The organism is Thalassospira sp. (assembly GCF_040218635.1).
Taxonomy (GTDB): Bacteria; Pseudomonadota; Alphaproteobacteria; order Rhodospirillales; family Thalassospiraceae; genus Thalassospira.
Window position 1 is genome coordinate 773,136 of the sequence record NZ_JAVJRB010000012.1, and the last position, 25,250, is coordinate 798,385.

The window sequence follows — 25,250 nt, forward strand, 5'->3', positions numbered from 1 at the left end:
TTATATAGAATATTGGATAATCACGAAACGCCAACCACACCCATACGGGGCATTACCCCAGCACCGGAAGTCCATTTTTCATGCCAGAACAAAATGTTAGCGCCGTTGAACGGGCCTTGAAAATTCTTGATGTTTTCACGGATCAGGACCCTGACCTGTCCCTAAAAGAACTGGCAGAACGCACCGGCATGTATAAAAGCACCATTTCAAGACTGGCGGGAACTCTGGAGTCTTGCGGTTTTCTGATGCTGTCCGGTCGTGGACGATATCGACTTGGTCCTGCCCTGTGGCGCTTGGGATCCATTTATCGGCGGTCTTATCGCATGGATGATATTGTCCGCCCCTATCTGTCCATACTGGTCAAGGAAAGCGGTGAAACAGCATCGTTTTACGTCCCCGAGGGGTCCAACCGTCTGTGCCTGTTTCGCGAAAATTCACCCAGCAGTCTTCGCCATCATCTCGAAGAAGGTGCCATATTGCCCTGTGATCGCGGTGCTGCGGGCCATGTCATTCGTGCCTGGGGGAATGGTGTCGATGACCGTGCAATAGAAGTCCTCGGTGACAGGTTTGCCCAAAGCGAAGGGGAACGCGATCCTGATATCTCTGCAGTTGCAGTCCCTGTCCTTGATCGCCAGAACCATCTTTTAGGCGTTTTAACTTTATCCGGGCCAAGCAGCCGGTTCACCAAAGATAAGCGCGACAACCTGTTGGTATCATTGCAAAGACATGCCACGGATTGCGGCAAACAACTATCCGCATAATCCGCCATATTCTGTCACCTGTGCCCACATTTCATATATCATGTGAACTTTTTTCACCCAATTGCGCGCAATGACAGGTTGATGACAGGTTCTGCTGCTAACGTCTTCGCACTGCCGATCCGGGAGTTCAAAAGAACCCCTTGGAATAAACAAAAAGAATATCGGCAAGGGAGGTCATCATCAAATCCGCAGACACAGAGCACAAATGCATCTGAAACGCGGGGATTGGGTTCTTCCTTGCTGAAGTTTTGTTCCTAACGATCGGCCGGCCACCAAACGGGTGGCTGGGGAAAATGCTTTAGTGTCTGGAGGAGACCCTGATGAACAAGCTGACGATGTTCTCACGTCGCGGATTTATTGCTGCAGCAACTGTTGTTGCTGTTTCGACTGCTGCATTTGGCGCAATGGATGCCAAAGCTGCAGAAATGGATGAACTTCACTTCGTCATTCCGGGCGGCGCTGGCGGCGGCTGGGACGGTACGGCACGTGGTACCGGCGAAGCCCTGACCAAATCCGGTCTGGTTGGCACTGCATCTTACGAAAACATGTCTGGCGGCGGCGGCGGTAAAGCCATTGCTTACATGATCGAAGCAGCTGACCGTCTTGATAAGACCCTTATGGTCAACTCGACCCCGATCATCGTTCGTTCGCTGACCGGTGTCTTCCCGCAGTCCTTCCGTGACCTGACCCCGATTGCAGCAGTTGTTGCTGAATATGCAGCTTTTGCCGTTGCAGCAGACAGCCCATACCAGTCCTTTACCGAAGTTGTTGATGCCGTCAAAGCAGACCCAAGCTCGGTTAAGTTCGGTGGTGGTTCTGTTCGCGGTGGTATGGACCATATCGTAGCTGCCTATGCAGTTCAGAAAGGCGGCGGCGACGCCAAACAGGTTAAATACATTCCGTATGATGCTGGCGGCAAAGCAATTGCTGGTCTTCTCTCGGGTGAAACCGAAGTTCTTTCCACGGGTCTTGGCGAACTTCTTGAATTGGCCAAAGCTGGTCAGATCCGCATCCTTGCAGTGACCTCGGTCGAACGCGTTGAAGCAGCACCGGATGTTCCGTCGCTTGGTGAACTTGGCATCGATGCCGAGTTTGTTAACTGGCGCGGTTACTTTGGCTCCCCGTCTCTGTCTGATGACAAAGCGGATGCCTATGCAGCTGTTCTCAAAGACGTTCAGGCAACTGAAGCATGGGAAACCGTTCGTAAGCGTAACGGCTGGGAAAAAATCTACAAAGGTCGCGCAGAATTTTCCTCCTTCATGGAAAATCAGGAAAAGGTCGTTGGCGATCTGATGCGTGATCTCGGCTTCCTGAAATAAGCCTTTAAAACACAAGTAAAAAAGATCTCCGAAGGAAACCACGCCATGTCCATCAATCGCGACAAATTCGGCGCACTGCTATTTCTATGTCTTGCGCTGATTTATGGCTTCTACGTAAGTGACATTCCGCTGCTGTTTGGTGACGAGGATGCCCCGTTTAACGCCAGAACCCTCCCTAATGCCCTTGCCTGGATACTGGGCGTGGTTTCCTTCATCCAATTGGTAATGCCGGCCAATCAAGAGGCCGGCAGCCTTTCCAACGCCTTTCGCGGACTGAAATGGGGACGCGTTGTCGTCCTTGCCATTCTGATGGTGTTTTACGGTCTGACGATCCGCCAACTTGGTTTTCCGATTTCAACATCGCTGTTCTTGATGGGCGGCTTTTATACCCTTGGCGAACGGCGTCCTCATGTTCTGATTTTGACGGCTATTCTGGTCACGCTCGCATTCTGGGGATTGCTTTATGCGATGGGCATTTACCTGACCCCGGGTGATTTCTTCTACTATCTTGGTTGGATCTCAAACGATGCTTGATGGAATTTTTGCAGGTCTTTCGACCGCTGTTATGCCGATCAACCTTTTGATGGTTGCCGTTGGCTGTTTCGCAGGCACCTTTATCGGGATGCTTCCCGGTCTTGGCCCAATCACCGCCATTGCCCTTATGATCCCGATCACCTACGGGTTTGATCCGTCAACCGGTCTGATCTTGATGGCCGGTGTGTATTACGGGGCAATCTTTGGTGGCTCCACCTCATCCATTCTGATTAATGCACCGGGTGTTGCCGGCACAGTGGCAACAGCTTTTGACGGCTATCCGATGGCGCAAAAAGGCCAAGCCGGTAAGGCATTGGCGATTGCTGCCTATTCGTCCTTTTCGGGCGGAACGATTGCCGCGATCTTCCTGTTGGTCGCAGCCCCGGTATTGGCATCTGTGTCGCTTTCGTTCCAGTCGGGTGATTATTTTGCCCTGATGGTTCTGGGTTTGACGGCGGTATCTGCGTTTGCAGGCAAAGGTCAGGTTCTCAAAGCAATCACCATGACCCTGTTTGGGATCATGCTTTCAACCATCGGGACCGATCCGGCTGCCGGTGTCGCACGCTTTACCTTTGGCAGTGTCGATCTTATTGACGGCATCAGTTTCCTGTTGCTTGCCATGTCGACCTTTGCCCTGTCCGAGGCACTTCTATCGATCCTGCGCCCAACCAAAGATACGCGCAGTGCTGAAGAAAAGGCGCTTAAAAGCCTTGGCTCGATGAAACTGACCAAGGAAGAAGTAAAGATTATGGTGCCTGTCATCGGTCGCTCGTCGATCCTTGGCTTCTTTACCGGTGTTCTTCCGGGTGCCGGTGCGACCATTGCGTCATTCCTTGCCTATGGCATGGAACGTAATCTGGCTTCGGCCAAAGAAAAACTGAAATTCGGCAAAGGATCAATCCGTGGTCTGTGCGCACCTGAAACCGCAAATAACGCGGCATGTTCTGGTTCGTTCGTACCGCTCCTAACCCTTGGTATTCCAGGGTCTGGAACGACGGCTGTGATGATGGGTGCGCTGATTTCTTATGGCGTTCAGCCCGGTCCGCGTCTGTTTGTTGAACAGCCTGCCGTTTTCTGGTCAGTGATTATTTCGATGTATATCGGCAATGTGGTGCTTCTGGTTCTGAACCTGCCGCTTATCCCGTATATCTCGCGTTTGCTCGCCCTGCCCCAGCAACTGCTGGTGCCGTTCGTTCTGTTCTTCTCGTTGGTTGGTGTTTATCTGGTGACCTTTAACACCATGGACATCCACATGATGGTGCTTGCTGCGGCGATCGCAATCGGCCTGCGACTTCTGAACTATCCGATGGCGCCGATGCTGCTTGGCTTCATTCTTGGCAAAATGATGGAAGAAAACCTGCGCCGTGCACTGGCGATTAGTGACGGGTCGCTGTCGTTCCTTTGGGAACGCCCGATTACGCTGGTTATTCTGATCATCAGTGCTGTTTTCCTTGCTGCACCGCTTATTGGCAATCTTCGTGAGTGGAAGCGCAGCCGGAAAACCGTTCCGAATGACGGCGAACTTTAAGACCACACGCTAAAAGGCGCGAAGGATACTGGTAGATGCGTTTTCTTGATAATCTGTCGATTGGTCCCAAAACACTTTTGGTTCCGGTCTTCCTTATGATCGTCATTATCGCGATGGGGATTGCAACAGTTGCAACCCTTCAAAGCGAGAAAGACACGCTCACCAGCCTTCGCGTCGAAGCATATGAACGGCGATCCGATGCGCTGACACTTAGCAACGCGCTGAACGAAGCGCACGGATCGTTGTTTCGAATTCTCACTTGGGATTCCAATGGCATTAATGCCGCTGTGGTTCCCGAGTTACGGGAAACCGTTAGCAAGCTCTCAGCCGAACTGGCACCAATGGCTGAACGGCTTTCGGCTGTTGGCGGTGATGCTTTCACGGAAAATTACGCAAAATACATGGAACAGGTTGACCAGTTCCTTGTTGAAAGCGAAATGAACATCTATGGCGCACTGGAAGTCATCGCAAAAGCAGATGAAACGTTCCAAGCCCTTCAGGTGCCGCTAAACGAAATCCTTGTCCAATCTCATGACGTTGCCACCACCTCATTTGCAGCCGCCTACTCACAGGCCGAGGCACTGCAACGTGTCTTCGTTATCGTCGCCATTCTGGTGGTTGTTATTGCGGGAATTTTTTCAATTTTCGTGTCACGCCGCATTTCACGACCGATGACCACGATCGCCAAACTGATCGAACAAATCTCCAATGGTGATCTTGATGTCAATATTGCGGGTGGACAGCGTGGCGATGAAATCGGAACTGTTGCCCGCTCGGTCACCGTGCTGCGCGATCAGTCCAAAGAAGCCGAATTGCTGCGTCAGGAACGTGAGCGTATCCGTGCTGTTGAAAGCCAACGTCAACAAAACCTGATCGAAGCAACCAATCATTTCCAGCGTTCCGTTCAGGAAGCCTTGTCCGGATTTGACCGTGAATTTGGATCACTCAATGGCTCGGCCAGCGACATGGAACAAATCGCCACCCATGCAAGTGCACGCTCTGCCGATGCCAACCAGCATTCCGAACAGGTTCTTCACCATATCGAAGCAGTGTCCCATACAACCGCAAGCCTGTCCGAAGCCATTGCCGAAATCGGTCAGCAGGCCCAGAACTCCGCCGAAGTTGCCGGTCGTGCGCGCTCTGAAAGTGAAAATTCCCGCGCGCTGTTTGAACAATTGACCAACGCCACCCAACGGATTGGCGACATTGTCGGCCTGATCGAAGAAATTGCCAGTCAAACCAATCTGCTTGCGCTCAACGCCACCATCGAAGCAGCCCGTGCAGGCGATGCAGGCAAAGGATTTGCAGTCGTCGCTGGCGAGGTTAAAAACCTTGCATCCCAAACCGCACGCGCGACCGAAGACATTGCAAACCAGGTCGAAGAAATTCGCGGCCTGACCGATAACGTGGTCTCAGCCCTTCATAGCGTTGCTGATGTCATTGGCGAGGTCGATCAATCCGCTGCGGCGATTGCAGCAGCCGTTGAAGAACAACAGGCATCAACAGCTGGTATTTCCGAAAGTATTCAGGATGCCAATGGCGGCATGCGCACAGTTGCCGAGGCCGTCGGTGCCCTTGATAATGAAACCGCACGCGTTCATAACGGGTCGGAAAACGTCACGCGCGCGACCAGCACGCTGAACACCGAAGCATCCCGCCTGCGCGACGCGATTGACGGTTTCCTCGAACAGATCAACAAAAACAAGGCTAGCGCGTAATGAGTGAAATACCGGACGGTCCATCCAAAGACAGTTGGATCAATCGGTTTTCCAGTGTTTTGACACCGCGCTTTTTCAAAAATCTGTCCATCGCCCTTGGGATTGGTCTTGTGGGTGGCCTGATCGCTCATTCTATCAATATGCCACTGGCTTGGATGATGGGGCCAATGTTGGCCACCTTCGTCGCAAGCTTGCTGCGTGTGCCGATGGGGGTTCCGATGCAGTTTCGGTCCGTCATTCTGGGCGTGATCGGTGTGTTCCTTGGCGCATCCTTTACCCCGGACACACTTGAACAGGCCGCGCGCTGGCCGATCAGCATGATTGCCGTTCTGCTATATGTCCCGATCATCACCCTGTTTATCACCTGGTTTTATACCAAGATCGCCCGCCTTGATCCGGCAACCGCCCTGTTTTCCGCTACCCCAGGTGGCCTAACGCCGATGGTGGTTCTTGGTGCGGCCGCAGGTGGCAATGAACAGGAAATCGCCCTGACACAAGGTTTGCGGGTTTTGTTGCTTGTGATGTCGGCTCCCTTGATCGTCCTTCTGATGACCGGGGTTGTCGCAAGTGGACATGGCGATAGCCAAGCCGTGCAAATGACGCTTAACGAAGGCCTGCTTACAGCCGTTTGTGCCGTCATTACCGTTTTGGTGTTTCGCAAGCTTCGCATTCCGGCCGCCTATATGACGGGTGCAATGGCCGCCAGCATGGTTTTGCATGTGACCGGAACCGTCGAAGGAAACCTGCCTGACTGGTTGCTTGCCGGAAGTCTCTTGATCCTTGGATCTGCAATTGGCAGCAGATTCTCCGGGTTGAAGCTTGCTGTCTTGGCGCGACTTGCCGGTTATTCGATTGTTGCCACGGTTGTTGTTCTTGCCTTTACCGGTGGCGTGGCATGGTTTGTTTCGCAGTGGCTTGATCTTGATTTTATTGCTGTGCTGCTGGCATTCGCACCGGGTGGCGTTGCGGAGATGTCTTTGATTGCGCTTGCCCTGAATGTCGAGCCAAGCTTTGTTGCATTCCACCATATTGTGCGCATTTTCGAAATCGTGCTGCTGGCGCCGATTATGGCCAAGTGGTTCCAGCGTCATATGCAACGCAAATCAGGCACAACAATCTAGGGTCCAGACGTCAGTTTAACGCCCTGCCGTGCCAGTATTTTCAGAAGAGCCAATTTCGATGGACTGCCCACAAGGGCGCTAAAGCGACCGACTGTTTTAGTCGCGCTTCTCAACGATGACGTCATGATCAAGAACCGGTGCAACATCGATATCGCTGGCATCCATCATGCCGGATACGCGCTGCAAGGCCGCAATCAGGAACGTTTGTTCCCATTCTTCCAGACCGTTGAAATTATCGGAAAAACGGTCATGTAGCGCCATTGGCGCACGGTCAAGAATGGTCCGTCCGTGATCCGTCAGGCGGACAAACACTTTACGCTTGTCGCTATCCCCTCGTTCACGGGTCACAATTTCCATCGCCTGAAGTTTATCAACCAACGAAGTTGTTGATGCTTGCGCAAGATTGACCTTGGCAGCAATCTGCCCGACCGTCATTTCACCGAATTCTTCCAGAGACTGCAAAACCAGAAGCTGCGAGGTTTTTAACCCGGTGATTTTACCAAGTTTTTTGGCGTGGATATCGCTCGCACGTAGAATACGGCGAATAGAAATCAACGCTTCATGCAATTTATCCATTATGACGTTCCGGGCATCAATTATTGTTCTGTTGCAACTGACCTTTTAGCTCCAGAACCGGTAATCCGCAACGGTTTAAGCACAATATCCTTCGATGTACGATATTTTATTTCATCGATTTTCGTTATTTTAATGAAAGAATATTTCCTGTGGTGGGGTATATTAGTATCGACGGTCGATAAATTATTCTTTCTATATATTTCAGTTACTTAGCAGCTTTTATAGGAAATTAATAGTCAGGGGGTTGATCAATTTACATCGTTATTCTATACATCTCTCGCGACATGAATGATCGCATATCGAAATAATAGAGCAGGCAGACCGATGAAAATTGCCAACACAAACGGCAATACCGGCCACAAAGCCAACCTGATTATCCGAAAACCCAAGGCCACTGATGGCGCGGCAGTCAACAATCTGATCGCCGAGTGCAAGCCTTTGGACGAAAATTCAATGTATTGCAACTTGCTGCAGTGCTCGCACTTTGCGGACACATGCGCGATTGCGGAACTGGATGGCGAAGCTGTTGGCTTTGTGTCCGGTTACATCGTACCAAACACGCCTGAACAGCTTTTCATCTGGCAGGTTGCCGTTTCCCCGAAAGCCCGTGGCCTTCGGCTTGCGAAACGCCTGATCCTTGACATTCTGGATCGCTCGGCATGCCATAACGTGAATCAGCTGAACACGACGATTACGTCGACGAATGCCCCGTCGCAGGGTGTATTCCGTTCCGTCGCACGTGAACTTGGCGCTGACGTTAAACGCAAAGTTCAGTTCGAACGTGAAACGCACTTCGAAGGTGCCGCTGCCAGTGAAATTCTATGGCAGATCGGTCCGTTCGAGCGCGAAGACGTCGAACGCGTCGCGGCCTGATCCGACCGAACCAATTTTCACCACCTTGATGCACAAAACGGCGTTGTCCGTCGATGGAACATCCGGTCCGCCGGAACGTTTGTCATGACAGGTGGACTTGACTTTTCCCAATCTGAAAGAGGGAACTATGACTGTATTTGATCGCCTTGAATCGGAAGTTCAGAGCTACGCACGCTCCTTCCCCGTCACCTTTGATAATGCCGAAGGTGCATGGCTCACCGACCTTGATGGCAACCGTTATCTTGATTTCCTTGCTGGTGCTGGCAGCCTTAACTATGGCCACAACCATCCGGTCTTGCAGGAAAAGCTGATTGATTACATCAAATCAAACGGCATTACCCATGGTCTGGACATGCATACCAAGGCCAAGGAAGCCTTCCTGACAGCGCTTGAAACCAAAATATTCAAGCCGCGTGACATGGAATATAAAGTGCAGTTCACCGGCCCGACCGGCACCAACGCTGTCGAAGCCGCCCTGAAACTTGCGCGCCGTGTCAAAGGCCGTGAAACCATCATTTCGTTCACCAACGGCTTCCATGGTTGCACGCTTGGTTCGCTTGCCATTACCGGTAACGAGCACCATCGTGGTGCCGCTGGCGTATCGCTTGATAATGCTGTTGCGGTTCCGTTTGATGGCTATATGGGCGATGGCGCAGATACCACCGAGTATCTTGATCGCGTTCTTTCGGACAACTCCAGCGGTATTGCTCTTCCGGCGGCGGTGATTGTTGAAACCCTTCAGGGTGAAGGTGGTCTGAACGCTGCTGATTTCGGCTGGTTAAAAAACCTTGAGAAAGTCTGCCGCAAACACGACATCCTGCTGATTGTCGATGACATTCAGGCTGGTTGTGGTCGTACCGGCACGTTCTTCAGCTTCGAACCCGCCGGCATTAAGCCGGACATGATCACGCTGTCGAAGTCGCTGTCGGCCTACGGTCTTCCGCTTGCAGTCGTTCTGATCAAGCCGGAATTCGATGTGTGGCATCCGGGTGAACATAACGGCACCTTCCGTGGCAACAACCACGCGTTCGTAACTGCCGCGACCGCCCTTGATCATTTCTGGTCAGATGACAAATTTGCAGCCGATGTGCGTGACAAGGCCGAATTCCTTGGCAACCGCCTCGAAGAAATCGCCGAACGTTATGGCGATGGTAAACTGTATCGCAAGGGCCGCGGCCTGATGCAGGGTATTTGCTTTGAAAGTGGCGAACTGGCATCGAAAGTCACCAAGGAATGCTTCAAGCATAACCTGGTCATTGAAACCAGTGGTCCGGAAGATGAAGTTGTCAAATGCCTTGTGCCTTTGATCATCTCCAAGCAGGATCTGGCACATGGTCTGGACATTCTTGAACTGGCAACGGCAAAAGCCATGGGCAAAGAAGTTGTTCCTGCCAAAGCCGCCGCAGAGTAAATGAGTTAGGGCGATGTCATTGGGCATCGCCCTGCCCCACAGCTTAAATAATTCAAAGAGTTAAAGATGATTGTTCGCACACTGAAAGAATGTGAAGCATCCGGTCGCCGTGTTGTTTCGGATAACTGGGAAAGCACGCGCCTGTCACTGGCTGATGATGGCATGGGGTTCTCGTTCCATGTCACGACCATCTATGCCGGGACCGAGACTGAAATTTGCTACGCAAACCATTTCGAGACGGTCTATTGCATTTCAGGCAATGGCGAAGTCGAAACCATTGCTGATGGCAAAAAATACAAGATCGTACCGGGTACGGTTTACATCCTTGATAAGCATGACCGCCATTATCTGCGCGGCGGCACCGAGGATATGGTTGTGGCCTGTGCCTTTAACCCGCCGCTTAATGGTCGCGAAGTCCATGATGAAAACGGGGTTTACCCGCTCGGCGGCGATGCACTCGCCAGCTAATGCTCTTATTTGGGGCGGCCGATCACGACCGCCCCAAAATTGAAAAAACAATGGTTTTCAAAGAATCGCCCCCCAAAGGAGGCAACATGCTTTCAGTCGAGAAAAAATCAGACGCTGGGCATAGCGTTCATAAGATCGGTGGTACGTCGATGACGCAGGTTAATGCGGTCATGGATAACATTCTGGTCGGCAATCGTAGCGAAGAAGAACTGTATAACCGGGTCTTTGTCGTTTCAGCGTATGGCGGTTTTACTGACGTTCTGCTGGAAAACAAGAAAACCGGTGAAGCAGGCGTCTATCAGCTTTATGCCGGATCGGAAACCGATTGGGCCTGGGGCGATGCTCTGACCAAGGTTTCCGAAAAAATGTGTGCAATCAACGAAGAAATCTTTGGGGATGCACCGGAACTTAAATTGGCCAACGCCTTTGTTCAGGAACGCATTGAAGGCACGCGCAGCTGCTTGATGGATCTCCATCGCCTGTGCAGCTTTGGGCATTTCAAACTTGAAAAGCACCTTCTGACGGTACGTGAAATGCTTTCGGCCATTGGCGAAGCGCATAGCGCACATAACACCATGTTGCTGCTGCGTGCCAAGGGCGTGAATGCCGTGTTTGCCGACCTTTCAGGTTGGCGCGAACCAGAAGCATCAACCCTTGATGGCCGTATTGAAAAGGTTTTTGAGGATATCGACCTTTCCAGTCAGCTTGCCATTGCCACGGGCTATGCCCAGTGCAGCGAAGGCTTGATGAGCATCTATGGCCGTGGCTACAGTGAAGTGACCTTCTCGCGCATTGCTTGCCTGACACAGGCGCGTGAAGCAATCATTCACAAGGAATTCCACCTTTCCAGTGCCGATCCGCGCATTGTCGGCGAAGATGCCGTGCGTCCGATTGGCCGGACCAGCTATGACGTGGCTGATCAGTTGTCAAACATGGGGATGGAAGCCATCCACCCGCGTGCAGCCAAAGGTCTTCGGCAGAACGACATTCCGCTGCGCATTGCCAATACTTTTGAGCCGGAACATCCCGGTACGGTTATTGACGATCATTGGGACCCTGAAAACAGCCGCGTTGAAATTGTGACCGGTGTTCCGACCGCGTTTGAGATTGAAGTTTTCAATCAGGACATGGTTGGCGTTCCGGGCAGCGAAGAATCAATTCTGAGCGTGCTTAAGCGGTATAAGGTTCCGACGGTTACCAAGAACCTGAATGCCAATACGATCACGCATTATGTGGTTGCACCGCTCAAGCAAATCCGTCGCTGCGTTGACGAGATCGAGGCCAAGCACCCCGAAGCAACCGTTCAGACCCGCAAGGTCGCAATTGTCTCGGTTATTGGTGCGAATATCGATCAGCCGGGCCTGTTTGCCCGTGCTGTCACGACGCTTGATGATGCTGGCGTTGAACTGGTGGCGTCGCACTATCCAAGCCGCCGTGTGGATCTGCAATTTGTTGTTGCCGAAGGTGACTTTGACAAAGCAATCATTGCCCTGCACCGCGGACTGGTTGAAGGCAAAAAAGAAGAAAGCGCAACATCGAAGAAAACCAGCGATGTTAGCGCTAACAAACAGGAAAAGCTTAAGGCGGCATAAGCCAAAGGCATCCGAACATCACAGCAAAACCCGCAAGTGCTTTAATAGCCTTGCGGGTTTTGTTTTGCCGTGATCAGGCCCTTGTCAGCGATGATGCACCGCGATAGGACTAAAAGAAGAACTTGAAACCCACAGAACAGGACCGCGCCCATGAGCACGCATAACAGCAAAGCCATCAACGACCTTCTTGACGTCATGGCAAAGCTGCGTGATCCGGATGGGGGATGCCCTTGGGATTTGGAACAGAACTTTTCCACCATAGCGCCTTACACCATTGAAGAAGCTTATGAAGTTGCCGATGCGATTGCCGATGGGGATATGCATGAACTTCAAGGTGAGTTAGGCGATCTGTTGCTGCAGGTTGTTTTTCACGCCCAGATGGCCAAAGAAGCCGGGCATTTCGAGTTTGAAGATGTCGCCAACAGCATCGTTTCAAAAATGATCAGCCGCCACCCCCATGTTTTTGGCGATGGGGATGCCACCACTACGGATGGCGTCAATCAGACATGGGAAAAGATCAAGGCCGCAGAACGTGCGCAAAAGGCCGAAACCAAAGGCCATGAACGCCACAGCGCACTTGATGGTGTTGCAAGTGCCCTGCCCGCATTGATGCGCGCAGAAAAACTGACCAAACGTGCCGCACGAGTTGGCTTTGATTGGCCGAGTACCGATGAAGTCTTTGACAAACTTCACGAAGAAATCGACGAACTAAAGGCTGAAATGACCGAAAATCCCGTTCCAGCGCGCCTTCAGGATGAATTGGGGGATATGTTGTTTGTGATGGCGAACCTTGCCCGCAAGATCGGTGTCGATCCTGAAGTCGCCCTGCGCGGTGCCAACCACAAATTCACCAAGCGGTTTCATTTCATCGAAGACGAACTGGCACGCGACAACCGCACAGCCGCACAATCCGATCTGAAAGAAATGGATGACCTGTGGAACTTGGCAAAAAAGGTGGAACGCGGCCAAGCTTGATCGCGGGGCCCTGTCGCCAGACAAATTCCAGTATCGATGAGGTTATTGCGCTTTAGGAAAACAACGGCAACAAGATTTCGTTGATCTCGGCCCAAAGTTCTTCCGAACTTGCACACAAAAGCCCCGGGGCCGTCGCATTTGCATTGTATTCGTTATTTTTATCCGTGGTGATATAGCGGGCATAGCCACCCGACTCACGGACAAGCAAAGTACCCGGCGCATGATCCCATGGTTTTAGCGTACGGTAAGCACAAAAATCATATGCCCCGCGTGCGAGTTCTTCATACTCCGCTCCACAGCAGGAATAATGCGTGACATCGGCAAAGAAATCGAGGTGGCCGTAATGCTTGCGGATACGGTCACGGGCATAGGAAATCAGGAACCCTTTGGCATCACTTGCCTTGGTGATGTTTGATCGAACGGAAACCTTCTTGTCCTGATAACGGGTACCTGCCCCTTTTTCGGCCACGGTAGCCGATCCTTCAATCGGATCAACAATCCACGCAGCAACAGTTTCACCGCCGGAATACAGACCGACCATGCAGCGAAATGGTTGGCGGTGATGGGCAAAATTCTTTGTCCCATCAACCGGATCAATAATCCAGAACGGGTCATCCCCGGCAAAGATACGATCCTGAAGCGCCGGATCAGCATGGGCTGCTTCTTCACCAAGCGCACGACTGCCGGGCAGAAGATCGGTCAATCGTTTGGTCAGAACACGTTCTGCTTCGGTATCGGCAATCGTTACCAGATCAAGCGCATGGGTTTTGATGTCGATATCTGCTTCATCAAGCTGACCGAAGCGCGGGGCGATTTCTTCAGCCGAGACCTCCCGGATAATTCCGGTAACCTTGTCTATATCGACTTTCATCGCCACGCTTCGTCTCCCATTGGGTATGTGTATTTACGATATCAGCTGTATCTCAAGCCCGGATTTAGCACACCAGTCTTCAAAACGTCCAAGCCGTGTGGTGTCGACACGGACCTGAATTGAAATGCCATCTGGTCCTTCGTTACGCTGTAAAACTTCGCCCTGCTCATACAAACGGGCCAAGGATTTACCATCCGAGTAAGGTACGCACAGCTCGAAAACCGGCATATCTACGGTCAGGCGATCTTCAATCAGCTCAAGCAATGCATCACAATTTCGGCCCTTCATGGCTGAAATTGCAATGGTATTGTCATGACGGGCTGACGACTCAAGCATGGCTTGCAGGTCTTCACCTTCAAGCAAATCAATCTTGTTCAGCGCCTCGACCAGTTCTTCACCGTCAATGGCCTTTTGCAATCCAAGCGCCTTAAGCACTTCAAGAACATCAAGCTTTTGCGCTTCGGTTTCGAGTGACGAAGCGTCGCGCACATGAACAATCAGATCGGCTTCAAGAACTTCTTCAAGGGTCGCCCGGAAGGCCGCGACAAGGTCATGTGGCAGATCCGAAACAAACCCCACCGTATCAGACAGGATAACTTTCCGCCCGCCGGGCAGGAGCAACCCACGCATTGTCGGATCAAGGGTGGCAAACAGCATGTCCTCGGCAAAGACGTCGGACAGGGTTAGCTGATTGAACAACGTTGATTTCCCGGCGTTGGTATAACCAACCAAAGCCACAATCGGATAAGGCACACGACGCCGTGCTTCGCGATGAAGCTCACGCGTTCGTTTGACTTCTTCAAGTTCACGACGCAGCTTTGCCAGCTTGTCGCCAATCAAACGTCGGTCAATCTCGATCTGACGTTCACCTGGCCCCGCAAGGAAGCCACGCCCGCCACGCTGACGTTCAAGGTGGGTCCATGTTCGGACAAGACGGGACCGCTGATAGCTCAGCAAGGCAAGCTGCACCTGCAAGCGACCTTCTCGGGTCCGCGCACGGTCTGCAAAAATCTCAAGAATCAAACCGGTACGGTCAATAACCTTGCACTTCCACTCTTTCTCCAGATTACGTTGCTGGATCGGGGTAAGTTGGCCATTGATCATGACGATATCGGCTTCTTCGGCCTTGATCTGCAGACCAAGCCGTTCCGTTACGCCTTTACCAAACAAGGTAGAAGGACGCACTTTTGCAATGGGCACGATATCCGCGCCCACCACTTCAAATTCTAACGCGCCAGTTAAACTGACGGCTTCATCCAAACGTGATGAAGCATCGCGCCAGGACGCCGTCTGGTCCGCACGTTTTAGTTCCGGATGGAAAACCAGGACCCGGGGGGCGTCAGGCGTATCGCCTCCCCCCGAAGTCAGAGACTCGTCAGCTATTTTCTTCTTCCGTCGCTGGCTGGCTCGGATCAAACAGTTTAATCGGTGTCGTCGGCATTACCGTCGAAATCGCGTGTTTGTACACGAGCTGGGTGTGAGCATCGCGCCGCAGCAAAACAGAGAAATTGTCAAACCAGGTGATGATGCCCTGCAATTTGACTCCGTTGACCAGAAACACGGTAACCGGCGTTTTGTTTTTACGGCAATAATTCAGGAATACGTCCTGAACATTTTGTGATTTTTCCGCCATTGGTTAGACCTAGCCTTCTTTTATGAGCGTTTTTTTAGTTTCGGGCGGCCAAGGAAAATGTGAAACCGTCGACCTTGGGTCTATTACAGTTCCGTCCCCATTTTTAGTGACCTGTTTGAACTATAAGACTTTCGAGAAGCTTTTTACAACCCCTACAAGCGCCTCGCAATCACCGAAATGCCAATCAGGGCTAAGAGTCGCAGAATTCTGCCCGTCACTATGACCGGTAATTTCATTGCCGATCAAAATTGCAGTCGCCCCGACATTGCGCGCACATTGAATATCAACCACGCTATCGCCGACAAACCACAGATTCTCATATTGCGGCGCCGAAGAGTCGCCCATAGCCATATGCACTGGATCGGGTGCCGGCTTGTCATTGGCAGCATCTGTTGCACCAATAATTTTGCCAAAAAATTCCGTCCAACCAAGATGTTCGGCTTCTTTCCGCAAGAAATCACCGTTTTTATTGCTGACCACCCCGATATAGGTCCCGTTGTCACGCAGTGCACATAAAAGATCATAGGCACCGGCAAGTGGTGTCAGTGTTTCCAGATGAATGGACTGGAAATGGGCATAGAAGCTGTCTTTGGCTGCGTGCCACTTATCTTCGCCAAACAAAACCGGGAAACTGTCGCGCAACGAACGCGCCACGCGCTGCTTGGTTTCATCAAGTGTCCAGGGTTCTTTGCCGAACTCGGCAAAGGTCATGTTCAAAGCAGCCTGAATGGTTCCCCAACTATCGACAAGGGTATTATCCCAATCGAAAATGACGGCCTTTGGCGGATGGGGCAATTGATCAGACATAAAATCTTCCGGTTGTTTTGGCGCTTTTTATTTGTATGAGGATATTTAACGTCCTCTGTTGATTAGAAATATTCCAACCGGACAGCAAACATTTTCTCGACCTTTTTGATCTGATTGGACCCGGCAAAGACGACAATACGGTCATTCGCCTCAATCACGGTGTTTGCACGTGGCATAACCACCTCGCCATCCCGCAAGATCGCGCCAAACACGACACTGGTTGGCATCGCGATATCTTTAATCGCCTTGCCAACAATCGGGGCTGTTTCAAGTGCCTCTGCCTCAAGTACCTCACCGAAACCTTCTGAAAGGCTGTGAACCGCACGGATACGCCCGCGGCGCACGTGGTGCAGAATGGTCGATACTGTCGTCATGCGCGGGCTGATGACAACGTCGATGCCAAGTTCCGACACCAACGAGTTATAGGTGCTTTTATTAATCAGGGTCAGTGCCCTTGGGCAGCCATATCGCTTGGCAAGCAAGGATGACAGAATATTGGTTTCATCATCATTGGTAAGCGCCACAACGGCTTCGGCATTGCCGACATTGGCTTCTTCGAGCAATTCCGGGTCCAGAACGTCGCCATGCAGAACCACACTTTTCTTCGGCAGTTTCTGGGCGACATAACGTGCGCGTTCTGCATCTGCCTCGACCAGTCGTGTCGTGACACCGGGGAAGTTCTTATTGATTTCTTCGGCAAGGAACAAGGCAATGTTCCCGCCACCAAAGATGACGATCCGGCGGGCTTCCGGGTCTTCGTGACCGAATGCCGACATTGCCCGGTCGACCTGATCACTTGATACGGCAAGATAGACCAGATCACCTGCCAACATCTGATCATCGCCCTTGGGATAGACCGGCTTGTCGTTACGGATCATGCCAAGGATCGAAATATTCAAATCCGGGAACAACTGATGAAGCTGACGCAGCGGGGTATTGATCACCGGGCAATCTTCGCTGCAGCGCAGGCCAAGGATTTTAACCTTGTCATCGGCAAACGGGATCATATCAAACGCACCGGGTGCCTGCAGACGGCGGGCAACCGCGCGGGCGACTTCCATTTCCGGGGAAATCACCACATCAATCGGAAGCTTTTCCCGACCAAACAGGCTTGCCCATTCCGGCTGCAGATAGGTCTGGCTCCGGATACGGGCAATCTTGGTCGGCACGTTAAACAGCGAATGAGCAACCTGACAGGCAGTCATGTTGACTTCATCGGCAAAGGTCACCGCAATCAGCATGTCGGCTTCTTCGGCACCGGCCTGTTGCAAAATGTCGGGGTGAGAGCCAAACCCGATGATGCCTTTGACTTCAAGCGTATCTGAAATCTTGCGCACCAGTTCTTCGGATTGGTCGATCACGGTAACATCATTGTTTTCCGCAGCCAGATATTTGGCAATGTGGAACCCCACCTGCCCTGCGCCGCAAATGATGACCTTCATCTTATCTACTCCCGTTCACAACAGTCCGTGATGGTTTTGGGTCTATTGACCGCTGACCCCAAGGCTTTTTAGCTTGCGATGCAATGCTGATCGTTCCATTCCGACGAAAGTCGCCGTCTTGGAAATATTCCCGCCAAACCGATCAATCTGGGTCTGCAGATATTCTTTTTCAAACAGCTCGCGCGCTTCGCGAAGCGGCAATGCCATGATTTCACTGGTTTTGTCAAAGCTTAGCGACGTTGGCACATCGGAAAACAGTTCTGACGGCAACATCTTGCCGCTGATCAGATCAACTTTCTCTTCATCCGGCGCCATGATCATCAGTCTTTCCATGACATTGCGCAACTGCCGGACATTGCCCGGCCAATCATAGGCATGCAATGTTGCCATGGCTTCTGGTGAAAGCTTTCGTTTTGGAAGGCCGGTTGCCTCAGCATAGCGTTCAAGAAACCGTTCGGCCAATTCAGGTATATCATCGCGGCGCTGCTGCAATGAGGGAACCTCAAGCGGGACAACATTTAGCCGGTAATACAAATCCTGCCGGAAGGTTTGTTCTGCGATACGTTGTTCAAGATCACGCGCCGTTGTTGCGATAACACGTACATCAACGCTAACCGGAATTGCCCCGCCAACCCGTTCAAAAGTTTGGTCTTGCAAGACGCGAACAATTTTACCCTGCGTTTCCAATGGCATATCGGCCACTTCATCAAGCAGAAGTGTACCACCATGAGCCAGCTCCAGCACACCTGTGCGTGCTTCACGATCAACATTAGCAACCGCGCCGAACAGCGATTCTTCCATGGTTTCTGGCGAAATATTCGCGCAATTCAGCACAACAAACGGTGCTTCTGATCGGGCTGATTTCCTGTGAATAAGCCGCGCGACCACTTCTTTTCCCGATCCAGCTGGTCCGTGGATCAAAACCCGGCTTCCGGTACGGGCAACACGTTCTGCGGACTGGCGAAGATTATTCACCAGCGATGACTTGCCGACAAGTTCGGTATCGCCCCCGGTAAGCAACGTCAGCTCACGGTTTTCACGGCGCAGTCGGGCATCGTCAATCGCACGTTCAACAACCATCAACAACCGGTCGGTATTGAACGGCTTTTCAATGAAGTCATAGGCACCGATCCGCGATGCTTCGAGTGCGGTTTCGATGTTACCGTGACCGGAAATCATGACCACAGGCACTTCGCTATGCTCGCGTTTGATCAGCTTAAGCGTTTCAATGCCGTCATGGTCGCTTTCATCCATCCAGATATCAAGAACCACAAGGCTTGGCCGACGTGCAGAAACCTCGGACAGAGCTTCCTGGCTCGATCCGGCCTGCCGGGTTGTGTAGCCTTCGTCTTCCAGAATACCGGAAATCAACGCTCGGATGTCTTTTTCGTCGTCGACAATCAGAATGTCGTGCGCCATGTCGTGACCAAATCAATCTTTGTTCTTGTTACGATTTCGACAATTGAACTAATTGCCTGAGGAATATACGTCCGGCGATTTGCCTTCAAGATCGGCTTCAACCACCTGCGGGAACGATAACGTAATCGTCGCCCCGCTTTCAACGCCGTCAGAGAGTATCAGCTCTCCTCCATGGTCTTCCATGATTTTCTTAACGATCGCCAGACCAAGACCGGTGCCCTTAGAACGTGTGGTGATATAAGGCTCTGTCAAGCGTTCGCGATGCTCGGCCGGAAGCCCTTTTCCGTTGTCAGACACCGCGACAAACAGATGTTGATTGTTTGGTGACACCGTAATTGAAACTTCGATCTTCCCGCGGGGCAATTCACCATCTTCTGGTTTATCGCGGGCCTCGATTGCTTCGGCAGCATTTTTAAGGGTGTTGATCAGACACTGGTTTACCTGATGGGCATCGCAGGAAATTTGCATTTCCTCAATTCCGGTCTGGTCAAAGTCATAGGTGATGTTGCTATGCGCCTGTTTTTGCAAGAAAACCGCACTTTTCACCAGATCACTGATGTTTTCCGACCGCATTTTCGGAGACGGCATGCGTGCAAAACTTGAAAACTCATCCACCATCCGACCGATATCGGATACCTGCCGGATAATGGTGTCGGTGCAGGTTTTGAAGACTTCCTCATCGTCGTCATTAATTTGTTTGAGGAAACGGCGCTTAAGGCGTTCGGCTGACAGTTGAATAGGTGTCAGCGGGTTTTTGATTTCATGGGCAATACGTCGCGCAACATCGGCCCATGCCGCCATGCGCTGCGCCGTTTGCAGTTCCGTCACATCATCAAATGTCACGACATAGCCAAACACAGTGCCATCATCAGCCCATTCTGCGGTCACGCGGGCCAATAGAGTCACATTCACACCTTCACGGCGAATTTCGACTTGTCGCGGCTTACTGCGGTCTCCATCCCGGCCAAAATCTTCGAACAGTGTGGCGAATTCGGGAATGACGTCCGTCAGTTTCTGGCCGATATGGTTTTCAAGATCAACCGCCAAAAGGTCAGACGCACTTCGGTTTGGCAGATCAATCTTACGATCAGGATCAAGACCAATCACGCCCGCTGTAACCCCGCCAAGAATAGCTTCGGTGAAGCGCCGCCGTTCATCATTCAGACGGTTGGCCGCAATCAATTCATTGTGCTGTGTTTCAAGCTGTGCGGTCATCCGGTTAAAGGCACGGCTCAGGGCTTCAAGCTCATCGCCCTGCCCGTCCAGCGGCACACGGAACGACAGATCACCGTCCCTGACACGTTCGGCACCCGTGATCAATTGCGACACGGGCTGTACCAAACGTGTTGCCACCATAAGACCCATCGTTACTGCTGCCAGCAACAACACCACAGAGATCAGAACAAAGATCATGACAAACGTAATCACGATCCCTGAACGTTCCCCTTCAAGGCTTTCATAGGCGTCAACAGCACGCCTGGCCTTATCAATACGGTCAAGAACGTTGGGGTCAACAAAGCGCCCCACCAGCAAAAATGCGTTGATGAAGGTCGGGATCTTGGCCAATGCGCGAATGCGGTTATCGGCAGAGCCGATCATGAGAACCACATCTTTTTCGCGCGCCTCGTCAAAGACTTCCGGCGGGATAGAAGACTGATCCGTCATATAGGAAAAACTGTATTCGGACTGCGCTATGACCTGCCCTGAACCGTCGATCATCATGACTTCCGGCAACCCGCGGGCAAGAGCCTGATCAGTCAGAAGATCTGAGATGCGATCCGTACTGGTCGAAAAATTGACCCCAAATCTTTGCAAGTCACTTGTGGTCGCAAGAACGTCTGCGCGGATCAGTTCCTGATGCTCTTTCAAATAAGCATCAGCAATGACCATACTTTCTTCAACTGCTGTTCTGATGCGGTCACTAAACCAGCCCTGAATACCAAAATGCAGGAACAACGCCGAGAATACTGCAACGAAGATGGCCGGCGTCACCGCAACCAGTGAAAACATCAAAACCATACGGGTGTGGAGCTTTGCCCCGGCAACCCCGCGTCGGCGTTCGACCCAGATTTGAACAAGCTTACGCGCAACCAGTGTGGCCAGCAGCAACACCAGCACAAGATCGGCATTCAGCAACAGCAAAATCAAGCGTGGATCAGGACGAAACGGTGCCGTCCCGGTCATCGCAAGATAGGTTGCCGTGACCGATATCAGGGCTGCTGCGACCAAGCCAAACGCGAAACGACGCGATTGACCCAACCTTGCCACAAACCGTACAAAGCCCGACCGCAAGAAACGGTTGGAGATCGAACGGTCGGTATTATTCATTTTGTGCCCCTGACGACTTCAAGCCCAAGATCACGGATTTTCTTGCGCAGGGTATTCCGGTTCAGGCCCAGAACTTCTGCTGCCTTGACCTGATTTCCCCGCGTTGCTTCAAGTGTCACATTCAAAAGCGGACGTTCCATTTCACGCAGGATACGGTCATACAGCCCATTGGACGGCAAATCTTCTTCATGGGCGTCAAAATACTCACGTACATGACGTTCAATCGATTCTGACAAGGATTGCGGCTCCGCACTTGGTGCTGCTTCGTTGATGTTGTTCTCGGAAAACTCGGTTTCGATCACATCAACGCCAATGACGTCATGCGAGTAAAGCGCTGTCAGACGGCGCACCATATTTTCAAGTTCACGGATATTGCCCGGCCAACGGTGCGCCTTAAGGCGTGCCATTGCTTCTGATGACAGGTTCTTACGCGGAAGCCCTTCCTGGCTGGCCAGCATCAGGAAATGGTTCACCAGTTCCGGAATATCTTCCAGACGTTCGCGCAGTGACGGCAAACGGATCGGAACAACATTCAGACGATAGAACAAATCTTCGCGGAACGTACCTTCGCGGATGAGTTTGCGTAAATCGCGGTGCGTTGCCGCCACAATGCGGACATTCACCCGGATGGGTGTGCGACCACCAACACGGGTATATTCACCTTCCTGCAAAACACGTAACAAACGGGTCTGCGCTTCAAGCGGCATATCGCCAATTTCATCAAGGAAAAGTGTTCCGCCTTCTGCCTGTTCAAACCGGCCGACTTTGCGTTCATTCGCACCGGTAAAGGCACCTTTTTCGTGGCCGAACAGCTCGCTTTCGATCAGTTCACGCGGGATTGCGGCCATATTGATCGCAACAAACGGCCCATGACGGCGCCCGCCATATTCGTGCAATGCGCGTGCGACCAGTTCTTTACCCGTTCCACTTTCACCTGTGACCATCACGGTAAGGTCCGTGTTCATCAGACGTGCCAGCGCGCGGTAGATTTCCTGCATCGCAGCCGAACGGCCTATCAAAGGCAGGCGATCATCACCCTCTTCATCGGCAGCTTTTCCGACCTGACTTTCCTGTGGTGTTTCAAGTGCACGATCAACAATACCCATTAACTCATTAAGGTCAAAAGGCTTTGGCAGATACTCGAACGCACCGCGCTGTGCGGCTTTAACCGCAGTCATCAGGGTGTTTTGCGCACTCATGACAATCACGCGAAGGTCGGGGCGCAATTTACGAATACGCGGCACCATATCAAGACCGTTCTCGTCCGGCATCATGACATCGGTAATAACCAGATCACCGTCCCCGTCGGCGATCCAGTCCCAAAGTGTACGACCATGGCCCGTACTACGGACCTCGTGTCCTTGGCGCGACAAAGCCTGCGTCAATACCGTGCGGATTGCACGGTCATCGTCGGCGACCAGAATTCTGGCAGGGCGCGTGCTCATGCGGTTTCTTCCCTGTTATTGATTATTATGGGTTCGCTCGCCCCCTCGGCCAGCGCACGATTGTAAATCGGCAGCATGATCTGAAATTCTGCACCGCCCCCCGGTACATCTTTCACTTCAATCACACCACCATGGTCATTAATGATCTTGGCCACCAGTGCCAGACCAAGGCCCGACCCGGTCGGCTTGGTCGTGACAAACGGATCAAACAGGCTTTCACGCATATCTTGTGAAATACCCGGACCATTGTCAGAAACAGAAACAACAAGCGGCAAATGCACACGCGCATCGCGCCCAGCAACTGCCAAACGGACACCATGTTGATACCGGGTGGAAATAATGATTTTTCCATCTTTCGGATCAACCGCCTCGCCCGCATTCTTCACCAGATTGAGGAAGACCTGAATAAGTTGATCCCGATTGCCAAAGACCGGCGGCAAAGATGGATCATAGATTTCTTCAAACACCAGGTTCTTACCAAAGCCGTTTTCAGCCAAACGCCGGACATGCTCAAGCACGGTGTGAATGTTCACCGCACCACGTTCCAACGGCTTGTCCGAGAAAATCTCCATCCGGTCAACAAGCTCGACAATCCGATCCGCTTCATCGCAAATCAGACGCGTGAGGACCCGGTCATCTTCGTTACTGGTTTGCTCAAGCAATTGCGCAGCACCACGGATACCCGACAGAGGGTTTTTGATCTCATGGGCAAGGATCGCGGCCATTGCACTTACAGAACGTGCAGAATTACGGCTCAGAAGCTGATTATCGATTTTCTGGGCGATCGAACGCGGCTCAAATGTCAGAACGGCACAATCGGTTTCATCTGGCATCGAACCAACTGTCAAATTGACCGTATGCTTGCCAATCTTGGGGCTTTCGATCAGCAGATTATGATCCGCAACAAGTGTTGCTTCATCAATTGCCTGCCTGATTAAGGAAAATACAGGGCTGTCAGCCGGAATAAAATCCGTCAGGTCGCTGCGACACAGAACGCTGGCACTCGTATTGAACAGCTGTTCGGTCGCCTGATTGACGAACCGGATTTTCCCATCCCGATTGGCAACGACGACTGCACTTGCAATCGCGTTAAGCACACCGGTTGGATCAACCCCGTTGCCTTTTCCAAATCCCAGTCTCATTCAATTCTTCCCCAACGATTTTTTCAATCGCCATTTTATTGTTATAAAACGATCAGGCAGCTTTCTGATCAAATTTGATTTCGTGTTCGACCAACGGTTCGTAGAAGGACCGAATTTGGTCTTTGACCGCTGACGGGTCATCCAAAACGTTGATAACACGTCGAAATTCTGTCGCGTTGCGTAAGCTGTTGCAATACCACGCAAGGTGTTTCCGCGCGATGCGCACACCCTGTCGGCCATGATGCTCAATCATTGCATCATAGTGGCGCAAGATCGTTTCCAACTGAATGGCAAGTGACGGTGCAGGCAGTTTTTCGCCTGTTTTAAGGAAGTGCGATACCTGCGTCAGAAACCAAGGTTTTCCATAAGCACCACGGCCAACCATGACACCGTCCGAGCCTGAACGTTGCAGCAAGTCCTGCGCATCTTCTTCGCTGGTGACATCACCATTGCCAATAACCGGGATTGAAACCGCGTTTTTAACCAAAGAAATGGCATCCCAGTCGGCATCGCCTTTGTAAAACTGGCAGCGCGTGCGGCCATGAATGGTCAGCATCGCGATACCCAGATCTTCTGCGATCTTGGCCAATGTCGGCGCATTGCGGTTATCATCGTCCCAGCCAAGACGCATTTTAAGGGTAACCGGTACCGATACCGCATCAACGGTGGCTTTGATGATATCCGCGGCAAGCTTTTCGTCGCGCATCAATGCCGAGCCAGCATAGCCTTTTGTAACCTTTTTGGCCGGGCAGCCCATATTGATATCAATGATCATGGCCCCACGGGCTTCGTTCATTTTTGCCGCTTCGGCCATTTCTTCTGGCTCAGTCCCGGCAAGCTGAACGGAAAGCGGGCTTTCGGCTGCGCAATCGCCATGCATCTTGCGCACTTCTTTACTATGCTGCTGGATGCGGGTCATGGCATCTGACGCAATCATTTCAGACACGACAAGATGCCCACCAAACTGGCGGACTTGTTGCCGAAATGGAAGGTCAGTCACACCTGACATAGGTGCCAGAATGACATTTTCTGGCACATGCACAGAACCAATCTGCAATGACATGAAGTATTTCCGATTGCCTAAAACTTGGGCAGATTAATAAAACTGGCAACGAGTTGCAACAACTCTAAGCGTATTGATGAAAATATCGTGGTACTCAACCCGGCGAAAGACCTTGAATATGCTGAAATTTGACTATGATGCGTGTGATCATTCTGCATATTGGCGGGATACCGCAGCGCACACTGACCATCAATTATGCATCATGTATTCCATCGATCAGGTGT

At 51.8% G+C, this 25,250-nt stretch carries 22 protein-coding genes; 11 read left to right on the forward strand and 11 right to left on the reverse strand.

Annotation, left to right across the window (positions count from 1 at the left end):
- Nucleotides 1–80 precede the first annotated feature (80 nt).
- The 6 genes from RIC05_RS17535 (at nt 81) to RIC05_RS17560 (ending at nt 6,981) form a co-directional block, all read left to right on the forward strand.
- Complete coding sequence (locus RIC05_RS17535) at nt 81–761, forward strand: IclR family transcriptional regulator (protein WP_350045891.1); 681 nt, start codon at nt 81–83, stop codon at nt 759–761.
- A 320-nt stretch (nt 762–1,081) separates the two neighbouring features.
- Complete coding sequence (locus RIC05_RS17540) at nt 1,082–2,080, forward strand: tripartite tricarboxylate transporter substrate binding protein (RefSeq protein WP_350041340.1); 999 nt, start codon at nt 1,082–1,084, stop codon at nt 2,078–2,080.
- A gap of 45 nt (nt 2,081–2,125) precedes the next feature.
- Nucleotides 2,126–2,614, forward strand: a complete 489-nt coding sequence (locus RIC05_RS17545; protein ID WP_350045892.1) for a tripartite tricarboxylate transporter TctB family protein — start codon at nt 2,126–2,128, stop codon at nt 2,612–2,614.
- The gene (locus RIC05_RS17550) at nt 2,607–4,142 is read left to right on the forward strand and encodes a tripartite tricarboxylate transporter permease (RefSeq protein WP_350045893.1); all 1,536 of its coding nucleotides are present in this window, start codon (nt 2,607–2,609) and stop codon (nt 4,140–4,142) included. The genes RIC05_RS17545 and RIC05_RS17550 overlap by 8 nt, the downstream gene beginning before the upstream one ends.
- A gap of 35 nt (nt 4,143–4,177) precedes the next feature.
- Nucleotides 4,178–5,860, forward strand: a complete 1,683-nt coding sequence (locus RIC05_RS17555) for a methyl-accepting chemotaxis protein (RefSeq protein WP_350045894.1) — start codon at nt 4,178–4,180, stop codon at nt 5,858–5,860.
- Nucleotides 5,860–6,981 (forward strand): AbrB family transcriptional regulator, encoded by a 1,122-nt coding sequence (locus RIC05_RS17560; protein WP_350045895.1) that lies wholly within the window; start codon nt 5,860–5,862, stop codon nt 6,979–6,981. The genes RIC05_RS17555 and RIC05_RS17560 overlap by 1 nt, the downstream gene beginning before the upstream one ends.
- Before the next feature lie 96 nt (nt 6,982–7,077).
- Here RIC05_RS17560 and RIC05_RS17565 read toward each other — a convergent pair whose 3' ends face one another.
- Nucleotides 7,078–7,557: a MarR family winged helix-turn-helix transcriptional regulator gene (locus RIC05_RS17565; protein WP_350041335.1), complete on the reverse strand. Its 480-nt coding sequence runs from the start codon at nt 7,555–7,557 to the stop codon at nt 7,078–7,080.
- Nucleotides 7,558–7,881: 324 nt separating this feature from the next.
- On the opposite strand from RIC05_RS17565, the gene ectA reads away from it, so the two are divergent.
- From ectA to mazG, 5 genes are all read left to right on the forward strand, one after another.
- Entirely contained in the window at nt 7,882–8,430 is a 549-nt protein-coding gene (gene ectA / locus RIC05_RS17570; protein ID WP_350041334.1) for a diaminobutyrate acetyltransferase, read from the forward strand.
- A gap of 127 nt (nt 8,431–8,557) precedes the next feature.
- Nucleotides 8,558–9,841, forward strand: coding sequence for a diaminobutyrate--2-oxoglutarate transaminase (gene ectB, locus RIC05_RS17575; RefSeq protein ID WP_350041333.1), 1,284 nt, complete (start codon nt 8,558–8,560; stop codon nt 9,839–9,841).
- A gap of 66 nt (nt 9,842–9,907) precedes the next feature.
- Nucleotides 9,908–10,309 carry an ectoine synthase gene (locus RIC05_RS17580; protein ID WP_350041332.1) on the forward strand — a complete coding sequence of 134 codons (402 nt, stop codon included), beginning with the start codon at nt 9,908–9,910 and terminating at the stop codon, nt 10,307–10,309.
- Nucleotides 10,310–10,395: 86 nt separating this feature from the next.
- Nucleotides 10,396–11,901: an aspartate kinase gene (locus tag RIC05_RS17585; protein ID WP_350045896.1), complete on the forward strand. Its 1,506-nt coding sequence runs from the start codon at nt 10,396–10,398 to the stop codon at nt 11,899–11,901.
- Nucleotides 11,902–12,051: 150 nt separating this feature from the next.
- Entirely contained in the window at nt 12,052–12,876 is an 825-nt protein-coding gene (gene mazG, locus RIC05_RS17590) for a nucleoside triphosphate pyrophosphohydrolase (protein ID WP_350045897.1), read from the forward strand.
- Nucleotides 12,877–12,928: 52 nt separating this feature from the next.
- Here mazG and RIC05_RS17595 read toward each other — a convergent pair whose 3' ends face one another.
- The 10 genes from RIC05_RS17595 to dusB form a co-directional block, all read right to left on the reverse strand.
- Entirely contained in the window at nt 12,929–13,747 is an 819-nt protein-coding gene (locus RIC05_RS17595; protein WP_350046145.1) for an inositol monophosphatase family protein, read from the reverse strand.
- A gap of 33 nt (nt 13,748–13,780) precedes the next feature.
- Complete coding sequence (hflX, locus tag RIC05_RS17600) at nt 13,781–15,115, reverse strand: GTPase HflX (protein ID WP_502989561.1); 1,335 nt, start codon at nt 15,113–15,115, stop codon at nt 13,781–13,783.
- Nucleotides 15,116–15,122: 7 nt separating this feature from the next.
- The gene (gene hfq, locus RIC05_RS17605) at nt 15,123–15,380 is read right to left on the reverse strand and encodes an RNA chaperone Hfq (protein ID WP_008891082.1); all 258 of its coding nucleotides are present in this window, start codon (nt 15,378–15,380) and stop codon (nt 15,123–15,125) included.
- 120 nt (nt 15,381–15,500) lie between these two features.
- Nucleotides 15,501–16,187, reverse strand: a complete 687-nt coding sequence (locus tag RIC05_RS17610) for an HAD family hydrolase (protein ID WP_350045899.1) — start codon at nt 16,185–16,187, stop codon at nt 15,501–15,503.
- 62 nt (nt 16,188–16,249) lie between these two features.
- Nucleotides 16,250–17,629, reverse strand: coding sequence for a Trk system potassium transporter TrkA (trkA, locus tag RIC05_RS17615; protein WP_350040602.1), 1,380 nt, complete (start codon nt 17,627–17,629; stop codon nt 16,250–16,252).
- A 42-nt stretch (nt 17,630–17,671) separates the two neighbouring features.
- Nucleotides 17,672–19,048, reverse strand: coding sequence for a nitrogen assimilation response regulator NtrX (ntrX, locus tag RIC05_RS17620; RefSeq protein ID WP_350040603.1), 1,377 nt, complete (start codon nt 19,046–19,048; stop codon nt 17,672–17,674).
- Between the two features lie 48 nt (nt 19,049–19,096).
- Nucleotides 19,097–21,376: a sensor histidine kinase NtrY-like gene (locus tag RIC05_RS17625; RefSeq protein WP_350040604.1), complete on the reverse strand. Its 2,280-nt coding sequence runs from the start codon at nt 21,374–21,376 to the stop codon at nt 19,097–19,099.
- Entirely contained in the window at nt 21,373–22,821 is a 1,449-nt protein-coding gene (gene ntrC, locus RIC05_RS17630) for a nitrogen regulation protein NR(I) (RefSeq protein WP_350045900.1), read from the reverse strand. Before ntrC ends, RIC05_RS17625 begins: the two co-directional genes overlap by 4 nt.
- Nucleotides 22,818–23,963 carry a two-component system sensor histidine kinase NtrB gene (locus RIC05_RS17635; RefSeq protein WP_350040606.1) on the reverse strand — a complete coding sequence of 382 codons (1,146 nt, stop codon included), beginning with the start codon at nt 23,961–23,963 and terminating at the stop codon, nt 22,818–22,820. Before RIC05_RS17635 ends, ntrC begins: the two co-directional genes overlap by 4 nt.
- A gap of 52 nt (nt 23,964–24,015) precedes the next feature.
- Nucleotides 24,016–25,026 (reverse strand): tRNA dihydrouridine synthase DusB, encoded by a 1,011-nt coding sequence (gene dusB, locus RIC05_RS17640; protein WP_350045901.1) that lies wholly within the window; start codon nt 25,024–25,026, stop codon nt 24,016–24,018.
- Nucleotides 25,027–25,250 lie beyond the last annotated feature (224 nt).